At 70.2% G+C, this 14,804-nt stretch carries 13 protein-coding genes; 4 read left to right on the forward strand and 9 right to left on the reverse strand.

Features of this window, described 5'->3' with window-relative positions; all coding sequences use genetic code 11:
• Positions 1-63 precede the first annotated feature (63 nt).
• The gene (locus VV01_RS12450; RefSeq protein ID WP_050670168.1) at positions 64-1,248 is read right to left on the reverse strand and encodes a 5-(carboxyamino)imidazole ribonucleotide synthase; all 1,185 of its coding nucleotides are present in this window, start codon (positions 1,246-1,248) and stop codon (positions 64-66) included.
• Between the two features lie 48 nt (positions 1,249-1,296).
• Here VV01_RS12450 and VV01_RS12455 point away from each other — a divergent pair, with 48 nt between their 5' ends.
• Positions 1,297-1,800, forward strand: coding sequence for a GtrA family protein (locus VV01_RS12455; RefSeq protein WP_050670169.1), 504 nt, complete (start codon positions 1,297-1,299; stop codon positions 1,798-1,800).
• Positions 1,801-1,846: 46 nt separating this feature from the next.
• Here the strand turns inward: VV01_RS12455 and VV01_RS12460 are convergent, their stop codons facing one another.
• Genes VV01_RS12460 through VV01_RS12480 form a run of 5 tightly spaced genes read right to left on the reverse strand, consistent with a single transcriptional unit; the run spans position 1,847 to position 6,391 of the window.
• The gene (locus VV01_RS12460) at positions 1,847-2,863 is read right to left on the reverse strand and encodes a sensor histidine kinase (protein WP_050670170.1); all 1,017 of its coding nucleotides are present in this window, start codon (positions 2,861-2,863) and stop codon (positions 1,847-1,849) included.
• The gene (locus VV01_RS12465) at positions 2,864-3,541 is read right to left on the reverse strand and encodes a response regulator transcription factor (RefSeq protein WP_050671904.1); all 678 of its coding nucleotides are present in this window, start codon (positions 3,539-3,541) and stop codon (positions 2,864-2,866) included.
• A 60-nt stretch (positions 3,542-3,601) separates the two neighbouring features.
• Entirely contained in the window at positions 3,602-4,390 is a 789-nt protein-coding gene (locus VV01_RS12470; RefSeq protein WP_050670171.1) for an enoyl-CoA hydratase/isomerase family protein, read from the reverse strand.
• Between the two features lie 55 nt (positions 4,391-4,445).
• On the reverse strand, positions 4,446-5,540 hold the full coding sequence (locus VV01_RS12475) for an adenylate/guanylate cyclase domain-containing protein (protein ID WP_071606367.1): 1,095 nt from the start codon (positions 5,538-5,540) through the stop codon (positions 4,446-4,448).
• The gene (locus VV01_RS12480; protein ID WP_071606368.1) at positions 5,537-6,391 is read right to left on the reverse strand and encodes a biotin--[acetyl-CoA-carboxylase] ligase; all 855 of its coding nucleotides are present in this window, start codon (positions 6,389-6,391) and stop codon (positions 5,537-5,539) included. Before VV01_RS12480 ends, VV01_RS12475 begins: the two co-directional genes overlap by 4 nt.
• 24 nt (positions 6,392-6,415) lie before the next feature.
• Between VV01_RS12480 and VV01_RS12485 the strand changes: the two genes are divergently transcribed.
• The 3 genes from VV01_RS12485 to VV01_RS12495 all read left to right on the forward strand — a co-directional run bounded on the left by VV01_RS12485 (position 6,416) and on the right by VV01_RS12495 (position 9,287).
• Positions 6,416-8,035, forward strand: coding sequence for an acyl-CoA carboxylase subunit beta (locus VV01_RS12485; protein WP_050670173.1), 1,620 nt, complete (start codon positions 6,416-6,418; stop codon positions 8,033-8,035).
• On the forward strand, positions 8,032-8,238 hold the full coding sequence (locus VV01_RS12490) for an acyl-CoA carboxylase epsilon subunit (protein ID WP_050670174.1): 207 nt from the start codon (positions 8,032-8,034) through the stop codon (positions 8,236-8,238). The genes VV01_RS12485 and VV01_RS12490 overlap by 4 nt, the downstream gene beginning before the upstream one ends.
• Positions 8,239-8,357: 119 nt before the next feature.
• A complete protein-coding gene (locus VV01_RS12495) occupies positions 8,358-9,287 on the forward strand; it encodes a sulfite exporter TauE/SafE family protein (protein WP_050670175.1) in 930 nt (309 codons plus the stop codon).
• 103 nt (positions 9,288-9,390) lie between these two features.
• On the opposite strand, the gene VV01_RS12500 is transcribed toward VV01_RS12495, so the two are convergent.
• From VV01_RS12500 to VV01_RS12510, 3 genes are all read right to left on the reverse strand, one after another.
• Entirely contained in the window at positions 9,391-10,698 is a 1,308-nt protein-coding gene (locus VV01_RS12500) for a phytase (RefSeq protein ID WP_050670176.1), read from the reverse strand.
• A gap of 1,500 nt (positions 10,699-12,198) precedes the next feature.
• Positions 12,199-12,396: a heavy-metal-associated domain-containing protein gene (locus VV01_RS12505; protein ID WP_050670177.1), complete on the reverse strand. Its 198-nt coding sequence runs from the start codon at positions 12,394-12,396 to the stop codon at positions 12,199-12,201.
• 182 nt (positions 12,397-12,578) lie between these two features.
• Positions 12,579-14,729: a heavy metal translocating P-type ATPase gene (locus tag VV01_RS12510; RefSeq protein WP_050670178.1), complete on the reverse strand. Its 2,151-nt coding sequence runs from the start codon at positions 14,727-14,729 to the stop codon at positions 12,579-12,581.
• Positions 14,730-14,804: the final 75 nt, after the last annotated feature.

Consider the following 14,804-nt stretch of genomic DNA (forward strand, 5'->3'; position numbering starts at 1 on the left):
GCACTCCGCTTCGGCCGCGTGCTCGTTCCTCGCCCTCGACCTGCGCTACATGCTCGTCGCTGCTCATTCGGTGATCACTCCCTGCAGGTAGTCGGCTGCGTGCTGTGCCCGCGATCGCAGGTCGGCCAGGTCGTCACCGCTGACGTTGACGTGCCCGATCTTGCGACCCGGGCGCACGCCCTTGCCGTAGAGATGGACCTTCAGCCCGGGATCGCGGGCGAGGATGTGCCGGTACGCCGGGTAGAGCTCGGGGTAGTCGCCCCCGAGCACGTTGCCCATCACCGTCCACGGCGCCCGCGCGGCGACGGCGCCCAGCGGCAGGTCGAGCACGGCCCGAAGGTGCTGCTCGAACTGGCTCGTGACCGAGCCGTCGATGGTCCAGTGGCCGCTGTTGTGCGGTCGCATCGCGAGCTCGTTGACGACGAAGCCGCCGTCCACCTCGAACAGCTCGACCGCCATGACGCCCGTGACGTCGAGCTCGCCCACGATGCGCAGCGCGGCCTCGGTGGCGCCGGCCGCGAGCTCTTCGGGCAGGTCGGGCGCCGGCGCGAGTACCTCGGTGCAGATGCCGTCCGTCTGCACGGTCTCGACCACCGGCCACACCGCGGCCTGGCCGGACGGGCTACGCGCGACGAGCACGGCGAGCTCGCGCGTGAACGGCACGGCCTCCTCGGCGAGCAGGCCGCCGCTGTCGGCCGCACGCTCCAGCCAGTCCGACGCCTCGTCGGCGGACCGTACGACGCGCACCCCCTTGCCGTCGTACCCGCCGCGGGGTGTCTTCACGACGACCGGCCAGCCGTGCTCGTCCCCGAACGCCTGCAGGCCTGCCGTGTCGGTGACCTGGGCCCACGCGGGGCAGGGGACGCCGAGCTCGGTGAGCCGCCGGCGCATGGCGAGCTTGTCCTGGGCGTACACCAGTGCCGCCGGCGACGGGTGCAGCGTCACGCCGTCCGCCTCGAGGGCTGACAGGACCTCGGCGGGGACGTGCTCGTGGTCGAAGGTGACGACGTCGCACTCACGCGCGAAGGCTCGTACGGCCTCCAGGTCGGTGTGCTCACCGACCGGCGCGTGCGGCACGACCAGTGCGGCCGAGGCGTCCTCGCTCTCGGCGAGCACCGACAAGGTGATCGCGAGGTTGACCGCGGGCGGCTGCATCATCCGGGCCAGCTGACCACCGCCGATCACCCCGACGACGGGAAAACCTCCGGGCGCTCGAGGTGGGCTCGGGGTCTCCTGCGCATCGTTCACGGCGCACACCCTACGCGGAGGCGCAGCGGCCACGTCTACAGTCAGGGGGTGCCGTCCAGCGCTACCACCGAGACCCCTCACCTCCTCGACCGGGTGCGGGGTGCCGTCGACGTCCTGTGGCGCGAGATGGCCAAGTTCGGGATCGTCGGCGCCGTCTGCTTCGTCATCGACATGGGCGGGTTCAACCTGCTCGCCAACGGCGCCCTCGAGGACAAGATCACGACCGCCAAGATCGTGAGCGGTGCGTTCGCGACGCTGGTGGCCTGGGTCGGCAACCGCTACTGGACCTTCCGGCACCGGCGCAACCGACCGGTCGCCCACGAGGTCATCCTGTTCTTCGTCGTCAACGGCATCGCGCTCGGCATCGCCGCCGCCTGGTTGGCGTTCGCGCACTACACGCTCGACATGGACGGCCGTCTCGCCAACAACGTCAACGCCTTCATCGGCATCGGGCTCGGCACGCTCTTCCGGTTCTGGACGTACCGGCAGTTCGTGTTCGCCAACGAGCCGATCGGTGAGGACGAGCAGCAGGACGCTCTCACCACACGCTGACGCACCGGCGTACGGCCTGTCGACCCCGTCGTACGCCGGTGGCCGCTCACTGCGCGCCGGGCGCCTCCGACAGGAACAGCGCGAACTGCGGCGGGTGGATGCCGAGCAGCTCGAGACGGCCACCGTTGGACTGGGCCAGGTCGCGCGCGAGGGCCAGGCCGAGCCCGGTGCCGCCGGTGGTGACCTGCCGCTCGAAGATGTGCGCCGCGATCGCGGGGTCGATGCCTGGCCCCTCGTCGGTGACCTCGACGACCACGGACGGCCCGCTGCGACGCGCGTTGACCTCGACCCGCCCGTCGCCGTGCTTGAGGGAGTTCTCGAGCAGAGTGGAGATGATCTGGGCGAGGTGATCGGGTGAGGCCAGCACCTGCAGATCACGCTGACCCGAGACCTTGACGCTGCGCCGCGCCTGCTGGAAAGCCGGCAGCCACTCCAGCTGCAGGCTCGCGAGCACCGCGTCGAGCGAGACCGCCGGGACCTGGTCGTCCGGTGTCGCGCGCGAGCGGCGCAGGAGGTCGTCGACGACCCGGGTGAGGCGCTCGACCTGGTCGATGCAGATGTGCGCCTCCTCGCGCATCAGCACGGGGTCGTCCGACAGCGAGATCTCCTCGAGCCGGATCAGCAGCGCCGTGAGCGGCGTGCGCAGCTGATGGCTGGCGTCCGAGGCGAAGTCGCGCTCGTTGGCGAGCTGGCGCGCCAGGTCGGAGGCGCGCCGCTGGAGCACCCGCGACACCTTGTCGATCTCGGCGATGTCGGTGGTGAGCGCCTGGAACTTCGGCCGTCGTGCCCCGAGGTCCTCGGCGCGGTCGGCGAGCTGGGTCATCGGCACCGCGATCTCGTCGGCGTTGCGGCGGGCCAGGCGCGCCGCGACGCCGATCGCGAGCAGGCTCAGCACGACGACGAGCACGACGTGCACCGCGACCATGATCAGCGCCGAGCCGTGGCCCGTGGCGCGCAGGACGAACGTGGTGACGACGGCCACCAGCATGGGCGCACCGACGATCAGGACCGCGACGACGACCGTGGCGACGTTGGCCCGGACGAGACGGTCCCGCAGGTTCACTCAGTCACCCGCACCCGGCTCGAACCGGAAGCCCACCCCACGCACGGTCGTGATGAACTTCGGCGACGACGCGTCGTCGCCGAGCTTGCGGCGCAGCACCGACACGTGCATGTCGAGGGTCTTGGTCGACCCGAACCACGCGGTCTCCCAGATCTCACGCATGAGCTGCTCGCGCGAGACGACCTTGCCCTGCTCACGCACGAGCACCCGCAGCAGGTCGAACTCCTTGGCCGTGAGCTGGAGCTCGTCGTCGCCGAAGAACGCCCGACGGGCGTCGGCGTCGATGCGGACGAGCGGGGTGACACTCGCGGCGTCGGTGGGGCTGCGGCGCAGCAGCGCCCGGACGCGCGCGAGCAGCTCGGCGAGCCGGAACGGCTTGGTGACGTAGTCGTCGGCGCCGGCGTCGAGGCCGACCACCGTGTCGACCTCGTCGGCCCGGGCGGTCAGGATCAGGACCGGGACCGTACGACCGGACGCCCGCAGCCGCCGGCACACCTCGAGGCCGTCGATCTTGGGGAGTCCGAGGTCGAGCACGACGACGTCGGGGTTCTCCTTGGCGCCGGCAAGAGCGGCCTCGCCGTTGTCCCGGACGTCGACCTCGTAGCCCTCGCGGCGCAGCGCACGCGCCAGGGGCTCGGAGATGGTGGGGTCGTCCTCCGCGAGCAGAACCCGTGCCATCGGCAGGATCGTGGGGGCGTCACTCATCTGGGGGTCACCGCTTCCTCGTTGCCAACACTGTCATCGACCTGGCCACTGGGGCGCTCGCTTCTCGGCGAACGCCCGCACACCTTCTGCACGGTCACCGGAGAACGCGGTCGCCCGCCAGCAGGCGTCCTCGATCTCCAGTCCCGCATCAAGACTCACATCGTGCCCCAGCCGCATCGCTCGTTTGGCATTGCGTAGCCCCACGGGCGAGTTCGCTGCCACGGCGGCGGCCCACTCCAGTGCGTACGAGCGTGCCTCGCCGGCCGCAACGACCTCGTCGACCACGCCCACGCTGTGGGCGTCGCCGGCGTGCAGCCGGGCTGCGGAGAAGATCATCCGTGCGGCCCTGGACCAGCCGACCCGACGCGTCAGCAGCTGAGTGCCGCCGCCGCCAGGGATGACGCCGACCGAGACCTCGGGCAGGCCGACGACAGCCTTCTCGCCGCACACGATCAGGTCGCAGGACAGCGCGATCTCGAGTCCGCCGCCGAGCGCGAAGCCCTCGACCGCGGCCACGACCGGCATGGGGAGGTCGAGGACGCCGGTGTAGGCGGCCCGAGTGACCGGCCGCTGGGCGACCAGGTCGGCATCGGTGAAGCCGTTGCGCTCCTTGAGGTCAGCCCCGACGCAGAACGCCTTGGGGCTGGAGCTGCTCACGACGACGCACCGGACCGTGTCATCGGCGGCGAGGTCGGCGGTGGCGCGGCCCAGCTGCCGCGCCACCTCGGTGGAGATGGCGTTGAGTGCATCAGGTCGGTCGAGCACGAGCTCGGCCACGTGCTCACCGTGGCGACGGACCTGCACCAGGGTGTCGGTGCTCATGCGAGGTCACCGCGGATCGCAGCGAGGTACGAGCGGACGCCTTCGTGGGGTGCTCTCATCGTTCTCCTTCGTCGGCGCCGGTCGGGCGCTCGCGCCGTAGGGCCCAGGGCACGATCTCGCCGATGCCCGGGAGGTCGATCGGGTCGATCGCGGCGGTGCGGACCCCGGTCCGGTCGCGCACCACCTCGGCGACAGCAGCGTCGGCGAGCACCGTGCCCGGGCGTGCCTGGGCAGTGAGGCGCGCCGCTCGGTTGACCGTCGTGCCGTAGATGTCACCGAGGCGGGCCAGGACACGGCCGGTGGCCATCCCGACGCGCATACGAGGCACCAGGTCGTCAGCAGCGGCCGACTCGACCAGGTCGAACGCGATGTCGACCGCGCCACCGATCTCCTGGTGGGTGAACAGGACCTCGTCACCGACGGTCTTGACCAGCGCACCGCCGTGCGAGGAGACGATGTCGGAGGCGAGCGCCTCGAACCGCAGCACCAGCTGAGCCAGCTCGCGTTCGCTCAGCTGACGCACGAGCTGGGTGAAGCTCACCAGGTCGGCGAACCCGACGGTGCGCATGACGCCGATGTGGCTCTCGGGCTCGGAGTCGGCGACCATCCGCGAGATCGCGACCGCGAGGTTGCGTCGCCACGCGTAGACCAGCATCGGCTCGACCTGGTCGGCCATCTCGCCGATCAGCTCGGCGGTGCGCAGCGCGGTGTGGCGGTCGAGGCCGATGCCGTTGTCGCCGCTCACGAAGTCGGCGACCAGCTGCGTCTGCCACATCGCGAGCCGGTCGGTGGTGCGACCGAACGCCCGAGCCATCGACAACGCGGTCGCCTCGTCGATCTGCAGCTCCTGGACCAGGTCGGCCGAGGCACGCAGCGCGGCGACGTCGGTCTCGTTGAACATGACGTCCTCGTCGCGAGGACTGGCGAACCCGAGCGCGCGCCACAGCAGACGCGCGTCCTCGCTGGAGGCACCGGCGCGCTCTGCGACGTCCGCACGGCGCAGGGTGCGACCCGCACCCAGCAGGCGCGCCTCGATCTCGTCGACGTAGCGGGCGCTCTCGCGCTCCTCGGCCGACGTGGACGACGCGCTCGCGCTGGTCTGCGCGACCTCACCCTCGGTCGCGTCGGGCTCGGGCGGCCGGTCGGTCATCGGACCTCGCCCTGGTCATCGGCCACCGGTCGGGCGTGGACGATGTCGCCGACCGCGTGCGCCACCTCACCGTCTGCTGCGCGGACGACGAGTCGTCCGTCGGTGTCGGTCGCGGTGGCCTCGCCGCGGCGTACGGTCCCGTCGGGCAGGTGGACGTCGACCTGCCGGCCGAGCGTGACGCAGGCGTCGCGGTACGCCGACCGCAGGGTCTGCAGGTCACCCGCCGCCCAGGCGCGCTGGAGGTCGACGAGACCGCTCAGCAGTCGGGCGACGAGGGCCGTGCGGTCGACGGCCCCTGCTCCGCACAGCCGCAGCGACGTGGCCGTCTCGACAGGGAGCTCGTCGGCCTTCTGGTCGACGTTGAGCCCGACGCCGACAACCACGACAGGCGCGCCGCCGGCGGGTGTCGCGGTCTGGCACAGGATGCCGGCGAGCTTGCGCCACGGCTGCTCCCCTGAGCCGGACGGGCGCGCGAGCACGTCGTTGGGCCACTTCAGCCCGACGTCGACCGGGGCGAGATCACCGACTGCCGCGCGCACCGTCGTACCGACCAGGAGCGGGACCCAGCCCCAGTCGGCGTGGTCGCGCGGAAGGGGAAGGCTCGCCGACACCGCGATCGAGGACCGCGGCGGTGCCTGCCAGGTGCGGGTCAGGCGCCCGCGGCCGGCGGCCTGGTGGTCGGTGGTGACCACCCGCCACGGTGCAGGGTCGGCGAGCAGCTCGGCGTTGGTCGAGCCGATCGAGTCGTGGACGACCACGTCGGACCACGGCTGACCGGCCAGGGCAGCGACGAGCACGTCACGCTGCAAGGCCCTACGCTCCGGTAGCTCGACGTCCGCGATGTGGCTCACATCGCCAAGGCTATTGTCTCGCGCATGAGCAACGCCGCACAGCCCTCCGACGAGCCCGACCTGAGGACGACCGCGGGCCGCCTGGCTGACCTGCATCTGCGCAACGACGAGGCCGTTCACGCCGGATCCGCCCGCGCGGTCGAGAAGCAGCACGCCAAGGGCAAGCAGACCGCTCGCGAGCGCATCGAGATGCTGCTGGACGAGGGCTCGTTCATCGAGATGGACGAGCTGGCCCGCCACCGGTCGACGAACTTCGGGCAGGACGCCCACCGCCCCTACGGCGACGGGGTCGTCACCGGCTATGGCACGGTCGACGGTCGTACGGTCTGCGTGTTCTCCCAGGACTTCACCGTCTTCGGCGGGTCCCTGGGTGAGGTGTTCGGCGAGAAGATCGTCAAGGTCATGGACCTCGCCGCGAAGATCGGCTGCCCCGTGGTCGGGATCAACGACTCCGGCGGCGCGCGCATCCAGGAAGGCGTCGTCGCTCTGGGTCTGTACGCCGAGATCTTCCGCCGCAACGTGCACGCCTCCGGCGTCGTCCCCCAGATCTCGCTGGTGATGGGCCCGTGCGCCGGCGGTGCCGTCTACTCCCCCGCGATCACCGACTTCACCGTGATGGTCGACCAGACCTCGCACATGTTCATCACCGGCCCCGACGTCATCAAGACCGTGACCGGTGAGGACGTCGCGTTCGAGGACCTCGGCGGCGCCCGCGCCCACAACACCAAGTCCGGTGTCGCTCACTACATGGCCTCCGACGAGACCGACGCGATCGACTACGTCAAGGAGCTGCTGGCCTACCTGCCCTCCAACAACATGGACGAGCCCGTCGTCCACGACACCGAGGTCGACCTGGAGGTCACCGACGTCGACCGCGAGCTCGACACGCTCGTCCCCGACTCACCCAACATGCCGTACGACATCAAGACGGCCATCGACCACGTGCTCGACGACGGTGAGTTCCTCGAGACCCAGGAGCTGTTCGCGCCGAACATCGTCACCGGCTTCGGTCGGGTCGAGGGCCGCCCCGTCGGGGTCGTGGCCAACCAGCCGATGCAGCTGGCCGGCACCCTGGACATCAACGCCTCCGAGAAGGCCGCGCGGTTCGTGCGCACCTGCGACGCGTTCAACATCCCGGTGCTCACGTTCGTTGACGTGCCCGGCTTCCTGCCGGGCACCGACCAGGAGTGGGGCGGCATCATCCGCCGCGGCGCCAAGCTGCTGTACGCCTACGCCGAGGCGACCGTGCCGCTGGTGACGATCATCACCCGCAAGGCCTACGGCGGCGCGTACGACGTGATGGGTTCCAAGCACCTCGGTGCCGACATCAACCTCGCCTGGCCCACCGCGCAGATCGCGGTCATGGGCGCGCAGGGTGCGGCCAACATCCTCTACCGCAAGCAGATCGCCGCCGTCTCCGAGGAGACCGGCGGCGACACCGACGCCGTCGAGGCCAAGCGCCAAGAGCTCATCCAGCAGTACGAGGACGCCCTGGCCAACCCCTACATCGCGGCCGAGCGGGGCTACGTCGACTCGGTGATCCCGCCGTCGTACACCCGCACCTACGTCATCAAGGCGCTGCGTGCCCTGCGCACCAAGCGCGAGACCCTGCCGCCGCGCAAGCACGGCAACATCCCGCTGTGACCGGCGAGCAGTCCCCGCTGCGCGTCATCAGCGGCGACGCCTCGGCCGAGGAGGTCGCCGCCGTGCTGGCCGTGCTCTCGGCAGCCGGTGGCGGCGACCGGCCCGAGACTCCCGAGCCGCGCTCGCGCTGGGGTCGTCCGCGTCCGCGCGGCAGCGCCGGGGCCTCACCGGACGGGTGGGTGCGCTCGGGCCGACCCGGCTGAGCGACGACCCGCCCCGACCGTCTCACATTGAGTAATGGTCGGTTATTCCATCTAGCGCATCCTGTTATCGTCCGCTGGGCGAGGCACCCGCCTCTCCCGGATCGTTCAGGAGCACCACCATGCGCAGACTCGTCCTGCTGGCTCTCGTCGGCCTGGGCGCCCAGCTCGTCGACGGCAGTCTCGGGATGGCGTACGGCGTCACCTCCACGACGCTGCTGCTCGCGATCGGCACCAACCCGGCCGCGGCCTCGGCCACCGTGCACCTCGCCGAGATCGGGACGACGCTCATCTCGGGCACCTCGCACTGGAAGTTCGGCAACGTCGACTGGCCGGTCGTACTCAAGATCGGCCTCCCGGGTGCGGTCGGCGCGTTCGCCGGCGCGACGTTCCTGTCCAACCTGTCGACCGAGACGGCTGAGCCCGTGATGGCGCTGGTGCTGCTGACCCTGGGCCTATACGTCCTCACCCGCTTCACCCTGTGGGGCCTGAAGAAGAGCGAGCTCGGCAAGCCGTTGCGCAAGCGCTTCCTCGGTCCGCTCGGCCTGGTCGCGGGCTTCGTCGACGCCACCGGTGGCGGCGGCTGGGGGCCGGTCGGCACCCCGGCGATCCTCAGCTCGGGCCGCCTGGAGCCGCGCAAGGTGATCGGCTCGATCGACACCTCCGAGTTCCTGGTGGCGATCGCCGCGAGCCTGGGCTTCCTGACCGCGCTCGGATCGCAGGGCATCGACTTCGGCTGGGTCGCCGCGCTGCTCATCGGCGGCGCCATCGCAGCCCCGATCGCGGCCTGGCTGGTGCGGCACATCCCGCCGCGCATCCTGGGCTCGATGGTCGGCGGCGTCATCATCGTCACCAACTCACGCACCCTGCTCAAGAGCGACTGGATCGACGCCTCGGACGGCACGCGCTACGCCGTCTACGCCGTGCTGTACGCCGTCTGGGCGGCCGCGATCGCCCACTCCTTCCGTGCCTGGCGGCGCGAGGAGGCGTCGGCCGCTGCGACCACGGTCGAGGAGTCGTCCGAGCGCGCGTCCGAGCCCGCCCACGCCTGAGCCTCGCCTCTCCCGTTCACGTCACCGGCGCGGCGCCGAGAGTGCACGCCGTGTCGCCCTGGGCCGCGCCAGAACGACGCGGCGTGCACTCTCGGCCGGTGTGTCAGCGGGGTACGGCGGTCAGGCCGAGCGCGTCGGCGACCGAGCCCCAGCCGACGTAGGAGAAGTTCGTCGCGTCGCGCTCGGGGTCGACGTCCGCGCCGGTCTCGGGCTCGTCGTGCGAGACCAGCAGCCCGCGCGTGTACGGCCCGACCGGCCGGCTCGCGATCGCCAGGCCGTCGCTGCCGTTGACGTCGTCGGCACCGTCGACCCCACGGATGCGGAAGCTGCCGACGGCCCGGTTGCGTCCGGTCAGGCCGTAGACCGCGAAGGTGTCGTCGCCCTGGCTCGACACGACGACGTACCCCGTGCGGCCGGGGCCGTCGTACACGTCGACGCCCTCGGCGTCTGCGGTCAGCAGGTGGCCGCCGAGGCCGCGGTCCGGGCCGACCGGGTCGCACTCCTCGGTCTCGGGATTCCACCGGTCCTGGATGCCGAAGTCCGTGACCTTGTCGACGAGGCGCGGCTGCCCGGTGCCCAGCGGCAGCGGCACCCGCCAGAGCCCGACGTCCTCCTGCGCCGCGTACAGCGTGGAGGTGTCCTGATCGACGCCCAGGCCCTCGAGCTGCGGGCCGGTACCGGGCTCCTCGCACGGCGTCCAGGTGGTGCCGTCGGGCAGCGCGAACGAGCCCGGCATGCTCAGGTGCTGCACGTCGGAGTATCCGACACCGTTGGTACTGCTGGTGATTCGGGCGGTCGCGATGCGGGTGGTGCCCTCCTGGGTAATGACGGCGTACGCCTCGCCCGGCCGCGGCTGCCACACCGACACGCCGTACGCCGTGTGCTCGTCTCCCACCGCGTCACGGTCGGGGTTGAACAGGAACCCGAGCTCGGGCGCCGTGACCTCGGTGAGCGGCTGCCGGGTCGCAGATCCGGCCGGGTCGATCGTGAAGAACCGCAGCTGGTCGTTGTAACGATCCGACACGACGGCGAGGTCGACGGTGCGACCGCGGACGTTCATGCCATAGGCGATGTCGACGTTGTTGTAGCGACCGGCGACGCCGTCGGCGCGCGGCGCGGCGGTGGCCGGAAGCGACTGCAGCTCGCGCGAGCGCAGGTCGTAGACGCGTAGGCCGCCCTCCTTGGCGGTGGCGAGCACGACCGAGCGGCGTGAGTCGTGCGGGTGCACCCAGATCGCCGGGTCGTCGCCACTGGCGTTGCCGCCCTGCTCGTCGTCGTACAGCGCGGGCGTCTCGTTGTCCGTCGTGACGGCCACCGGGCCGTCGGGCGTCGGGCGGGCGTGGGCAGGCGCGGTGGCGGTGGCGGCCAGCAGCGCGACGGCGACCGAGGCCGTCAGCAGACTCGTCTTCATGGCTGCTCATGGTGGCGGCGCCGCCGGTCGCCCGGCCGACGGCCACGTGCACAGCAGCCGAACTTCTCAGGCCCTCCGGTCGACCGCTCCGTACGCCCTGCCGGGCCGTCGGAGCACTCACCACGGCGTTGTCTGGGACATTCAGCACGCGTAGACTCGTGGAGCGCGGGGCGTTGAGCCTCGCAAAGTGGACCCGAGACCCATCCGGACGGTTGTGGCGCTCGGGTTCTGCGCTGCCTAGGGCGCCACTCGTCGTATGTCGACGATCGGCGATATCAGCTGCCGCCACGCCCCGCCCTTCGCATAGCACCAGGCGATCACATCGGGAAGAGCGAGCAGCGGCGCCGTGCCTGCACGGCCTCGGCGATCGCCTCGGGCACGCGCTCCCCGCCCAGAGCCAACGGCTGCGACACGGCCGAGCCGGCTCGAAATGACGGATAGTGGGTCGCCTCAACCGTCCGACCTATTGGGCCAAGGTTACTGAGCCGCGCTGACAGGGGATCTCCCCTGGCCCCGGGGGGAGCGCGGGCGCTTGGCTCGGATGACAGATCAAGAACTGCATCTGGTCTGTGTGCTTCGGGAACCACTACCCACAGCAGAAGATCTTCTACTGGCCCAACAAGGGGATCTACACTTACCAGTACTACAACTTCGGGAGCGGCTGGAGGTACCAGCGAACAGATCACACGCCCTCAGAGCAGTCATCGCCTTCCTGATCCCTCAGGTGATCCTCCTTGTCGTGGGAACCGTCACCCAAGGAGGAATCTCGGGCCGCGAGATCTTCGCCGGTACGGTTCTCTCGGTGATCCTCGCAACCTGGGCGCTGAGGAAGCCAACACCCACTGCCCCACCTCATCCGTAACCGGACCAGTTCGGACCCTCCCCAGTCCGACATGGGCTTGCTAGTCGGTGTTGCAGCCTCTAGCGGGCCGCCCTGACGCGCAGGCCGTTCGGATCGAACTTCGATCCTCACACTGTCGAAAGGGGCGGTGGCACCATCACGGTGCCACCGCCCCTTTCGTTGTCGGAGCGTGGAGTCACCGGGTAGGCGCGGGGACCTCGGGGTCCTTCGAGGGAGCTTCAGCTCCGGCTCGAAATGACGGGCGGTACCTCACTGCACCGGCGAAGCAGCCGTCTTTCGAGCGCGTCATTGAGCCGTCACCTTGGCGCGGCGTGTCCCGACCCGCAGACGATCGTCAGTGAGCCGGGTCGATCGGCGGCATCACTTCGCGCGGGGTGGAGCCGATCGTGATGCTGGTGGCCTGCCGCAGCCATCGACCAGCCGTGAGCGCGTCGGGGCCTGCTCGCCGTTGTGCCCGAGAGCAGCTGTCGTTGCTCTGGTCGATGTGCCTGCCGATCGCGCAGCGCCCTTCGCCGCGCCAGGCGTCTCGAGTCCCCGAACGCTCAGTGGCGTCCCCGAGCTGCGCCGGGCTCATTCCGACGGCTCTTCTTTACGGGTCACCGCCGCCACACGAGCTGTGACGGCGGTGACTTCGGTTGTCAGGTGGTCTTGTACCCCGCTTCGCCGATGGCCGCGCGGACGGCGCCGGGGTCGGCGGTTCCGGTCACGGTGAGGGTTCCAGCTGCGATGTCGACCTCGGTGCCGTCAACGCCCATGATCGGGGAGACAGCGTTGGTGACCTTGCGTGCGCAGCTCGAGCAGGTCATGCCCTGGACGGTGTAGGTCGTGCTGGTCATCGTTGGTTCCTCTTCTCTCTTCGAAGGCGACAGGGATGTCCTGTCGCCGTTGTGGGTGCTGGGTCGGAGTGATCAGCAGTGGGTTGAGAGTGCGGGGCAGTGGCATAGGTCCGTCTACGACAAGCACCGCGCGATCGGCCTGCACGGGCTCCCGAGACAGCCTCCAGGCGCCATCAGCGGTCTCATGCCGGCTCGTGGACCGAGTTCGGTTCCGGCTGTCGCTCCCCGAGCGGAGCGGCAGCCTCGGGGCGAAGGTCGAGCCGCCGCAGGAGCTGGGCGTTGAGTGCGACCACCACAGTGGAGACCGACATCAGCACCGCTCCGACAGACATCGGCAGCACGAACCCGACGGGCGCGAGCACGCCCGCTGCGAGTGGTACCGCCGCCAGGTTGTAGCCGGCACCCCACGCCAGGTTCTGCATGCTCTTGCGGTACGTGGCGCGCGACAGCTCGATCACCGACAGCACCGAGCGGGGGTCGTCCGAGGCGAGGATGATCCCCGCCGAGCCGATAGCGACGTCGGTGCCGGCGCCGATCGCGATCCCCACGTCAGCCTTGGCCAGCGCGGGAGCGTCGTTGACCCCGTCCCCGACCATCGCCACCGTGCGCTCTTCTCCCTGAAGCTCAGCAACCTTGGACGACTTGTCCTCGGGGCGGACCCCGGCGTACACGCGGTCGATCCCGAGCTCATCGCCCACCGAGCGGGCCACGGCTTCGGCGTCGCCGGTGATCATGACCACCTGGACGCCGCGGTCGTGCAGGGCCTGTACAGCGGCACGGGACTCCTCACGGATCTCATCGGCCAGCCGCAGGGCACCCTCCACGTCGCCGTCGACGACGACGTGGAGGATGATCGCCCCTTCATCGCGCCAGGAGTCGGCGATCTCGAGCTCGTCACCTTCGACCTGTGAGAGCAGCGCGGGACCGCCGACCTGCACGGTGCGGCCGTCGACGACCGCAGAGACACCGACTGCGGGATGCGAGACGAAGTCGTGGGCCTTCGGCACTTCCAGGGCGCGGCGCTCAGCGGCCCGCACGATGGCGCGTGCCAACGGGTGCTCGGAGTCGGCCTCGGCAGCGGCAGCCAAGGACAGGACATCCTCGGATGACAGCGGGCTGCCGCCTGCCGGCTGCACAGCGGTGACCGTGGGCTGACCCTTGGTCAACGTCCCGGTCTTGTCGAACAGGACCGTGTCGACCGAGCGCATCGTCTCCATCGCAAGGCGATCCTTGACCAGCACTCCGCCACGAGCGGCGCGCTCAGTCGCGATCGAGATCACCAGCGGGATCGCCAGACCGAGCGCGTGGGGGCAGGCGATGACCAAGACCGTGATCGTTCGGATGACCCCGTCATCGGGCAGGCCCACCACGGCCCAGACGACGAACGTGATCACGGCCGACCCGAGGGCGAACCAGAACAGCCAACCGGCTGCGGTGTCGGCCAGCCGCTGCGCCCGGGAACCGGACGCCTGCGCGTCGGCGACGAGCTTCTGGATGCCGGCGAGCGTCGTCTTCTCTCCCGTGGCCGCAACCTCGACGCGGAGACCTGAGTCAGTCGCGATCGTGCCTGCGATCACCGGATCACCGGGCCCGCGCCGAACAGTGCGGGACTCACCTGTGATCATCGCCTCGTCCATCGAGGCCGAGCCTTGGACGACCCGCCCGTCAGCCGGGACACTGCCTCCGGGACGCACCACGACAATGTCACCGACGCGCAAGTCGCCCGGAGAGACAGTCACGACGTCGTCCCCCTCGACGCGCTCTGCCTCATCGGGCAGCAGCGCCGCGAGGGAGTCCAGGGCCGAGGTCGTACGCGCAAGAGAGCGCATCTCGATCCAGTGGCCGAGCAGCATGATCACGACCAGCAGAGCGAGCTCCCACCAGAAGTCGAGGTGGTGAGCGAGCACTCCGAGCGTGGATCCCCACGAGGCGACGAACGCGACCGTCAGCGCCAGCGCGACGAGCAGCATCATCCCGGGCTGACGAGACCGGATCTCGCTCACGGCACCCGAGAGGAAGGGACGACCGAACCACCCGTAGAGGACGGTGCCGAGAACCGGCGCGACGGCATCCACGACGAAGCTGTGCGGCAGCTCGTAACCAACCAGCTCGGCGAACATCCGCGACAGCAGCACGGTAGGCACCGCGACCAGGAGCGATCCCCAGAAGAGCCTCCGAAACATGGCCACGTGATCTCCGTGCCCATGGTGCCCGTGGCCGGCGCCGTCATGGCCGGCGTGCTCATTGTCGTGGCCGGGGCTGTGGTGACCATGCGCCTCTGCAACGTGCTGATCGTTCTCGCCCGGATGCGGTTGAGGCTGGTGCGTACTCACGACGACTCCTTCGTAAATACCCCTGGGGAGTATATGCACTGTCGGTCTAGCCAACCATGCAGCTGCTGCCACGAT

The sequence above is a fragment of the Luteipulveratus halotolerans genome, assembly GCF_001247745.1.
GTDB lineage: Bacteria > Actinomycetota > Actinomycetes > Actinomycetales > Dermatophilaceae > Luteipulveratus > Luteipulveratus halotolerans.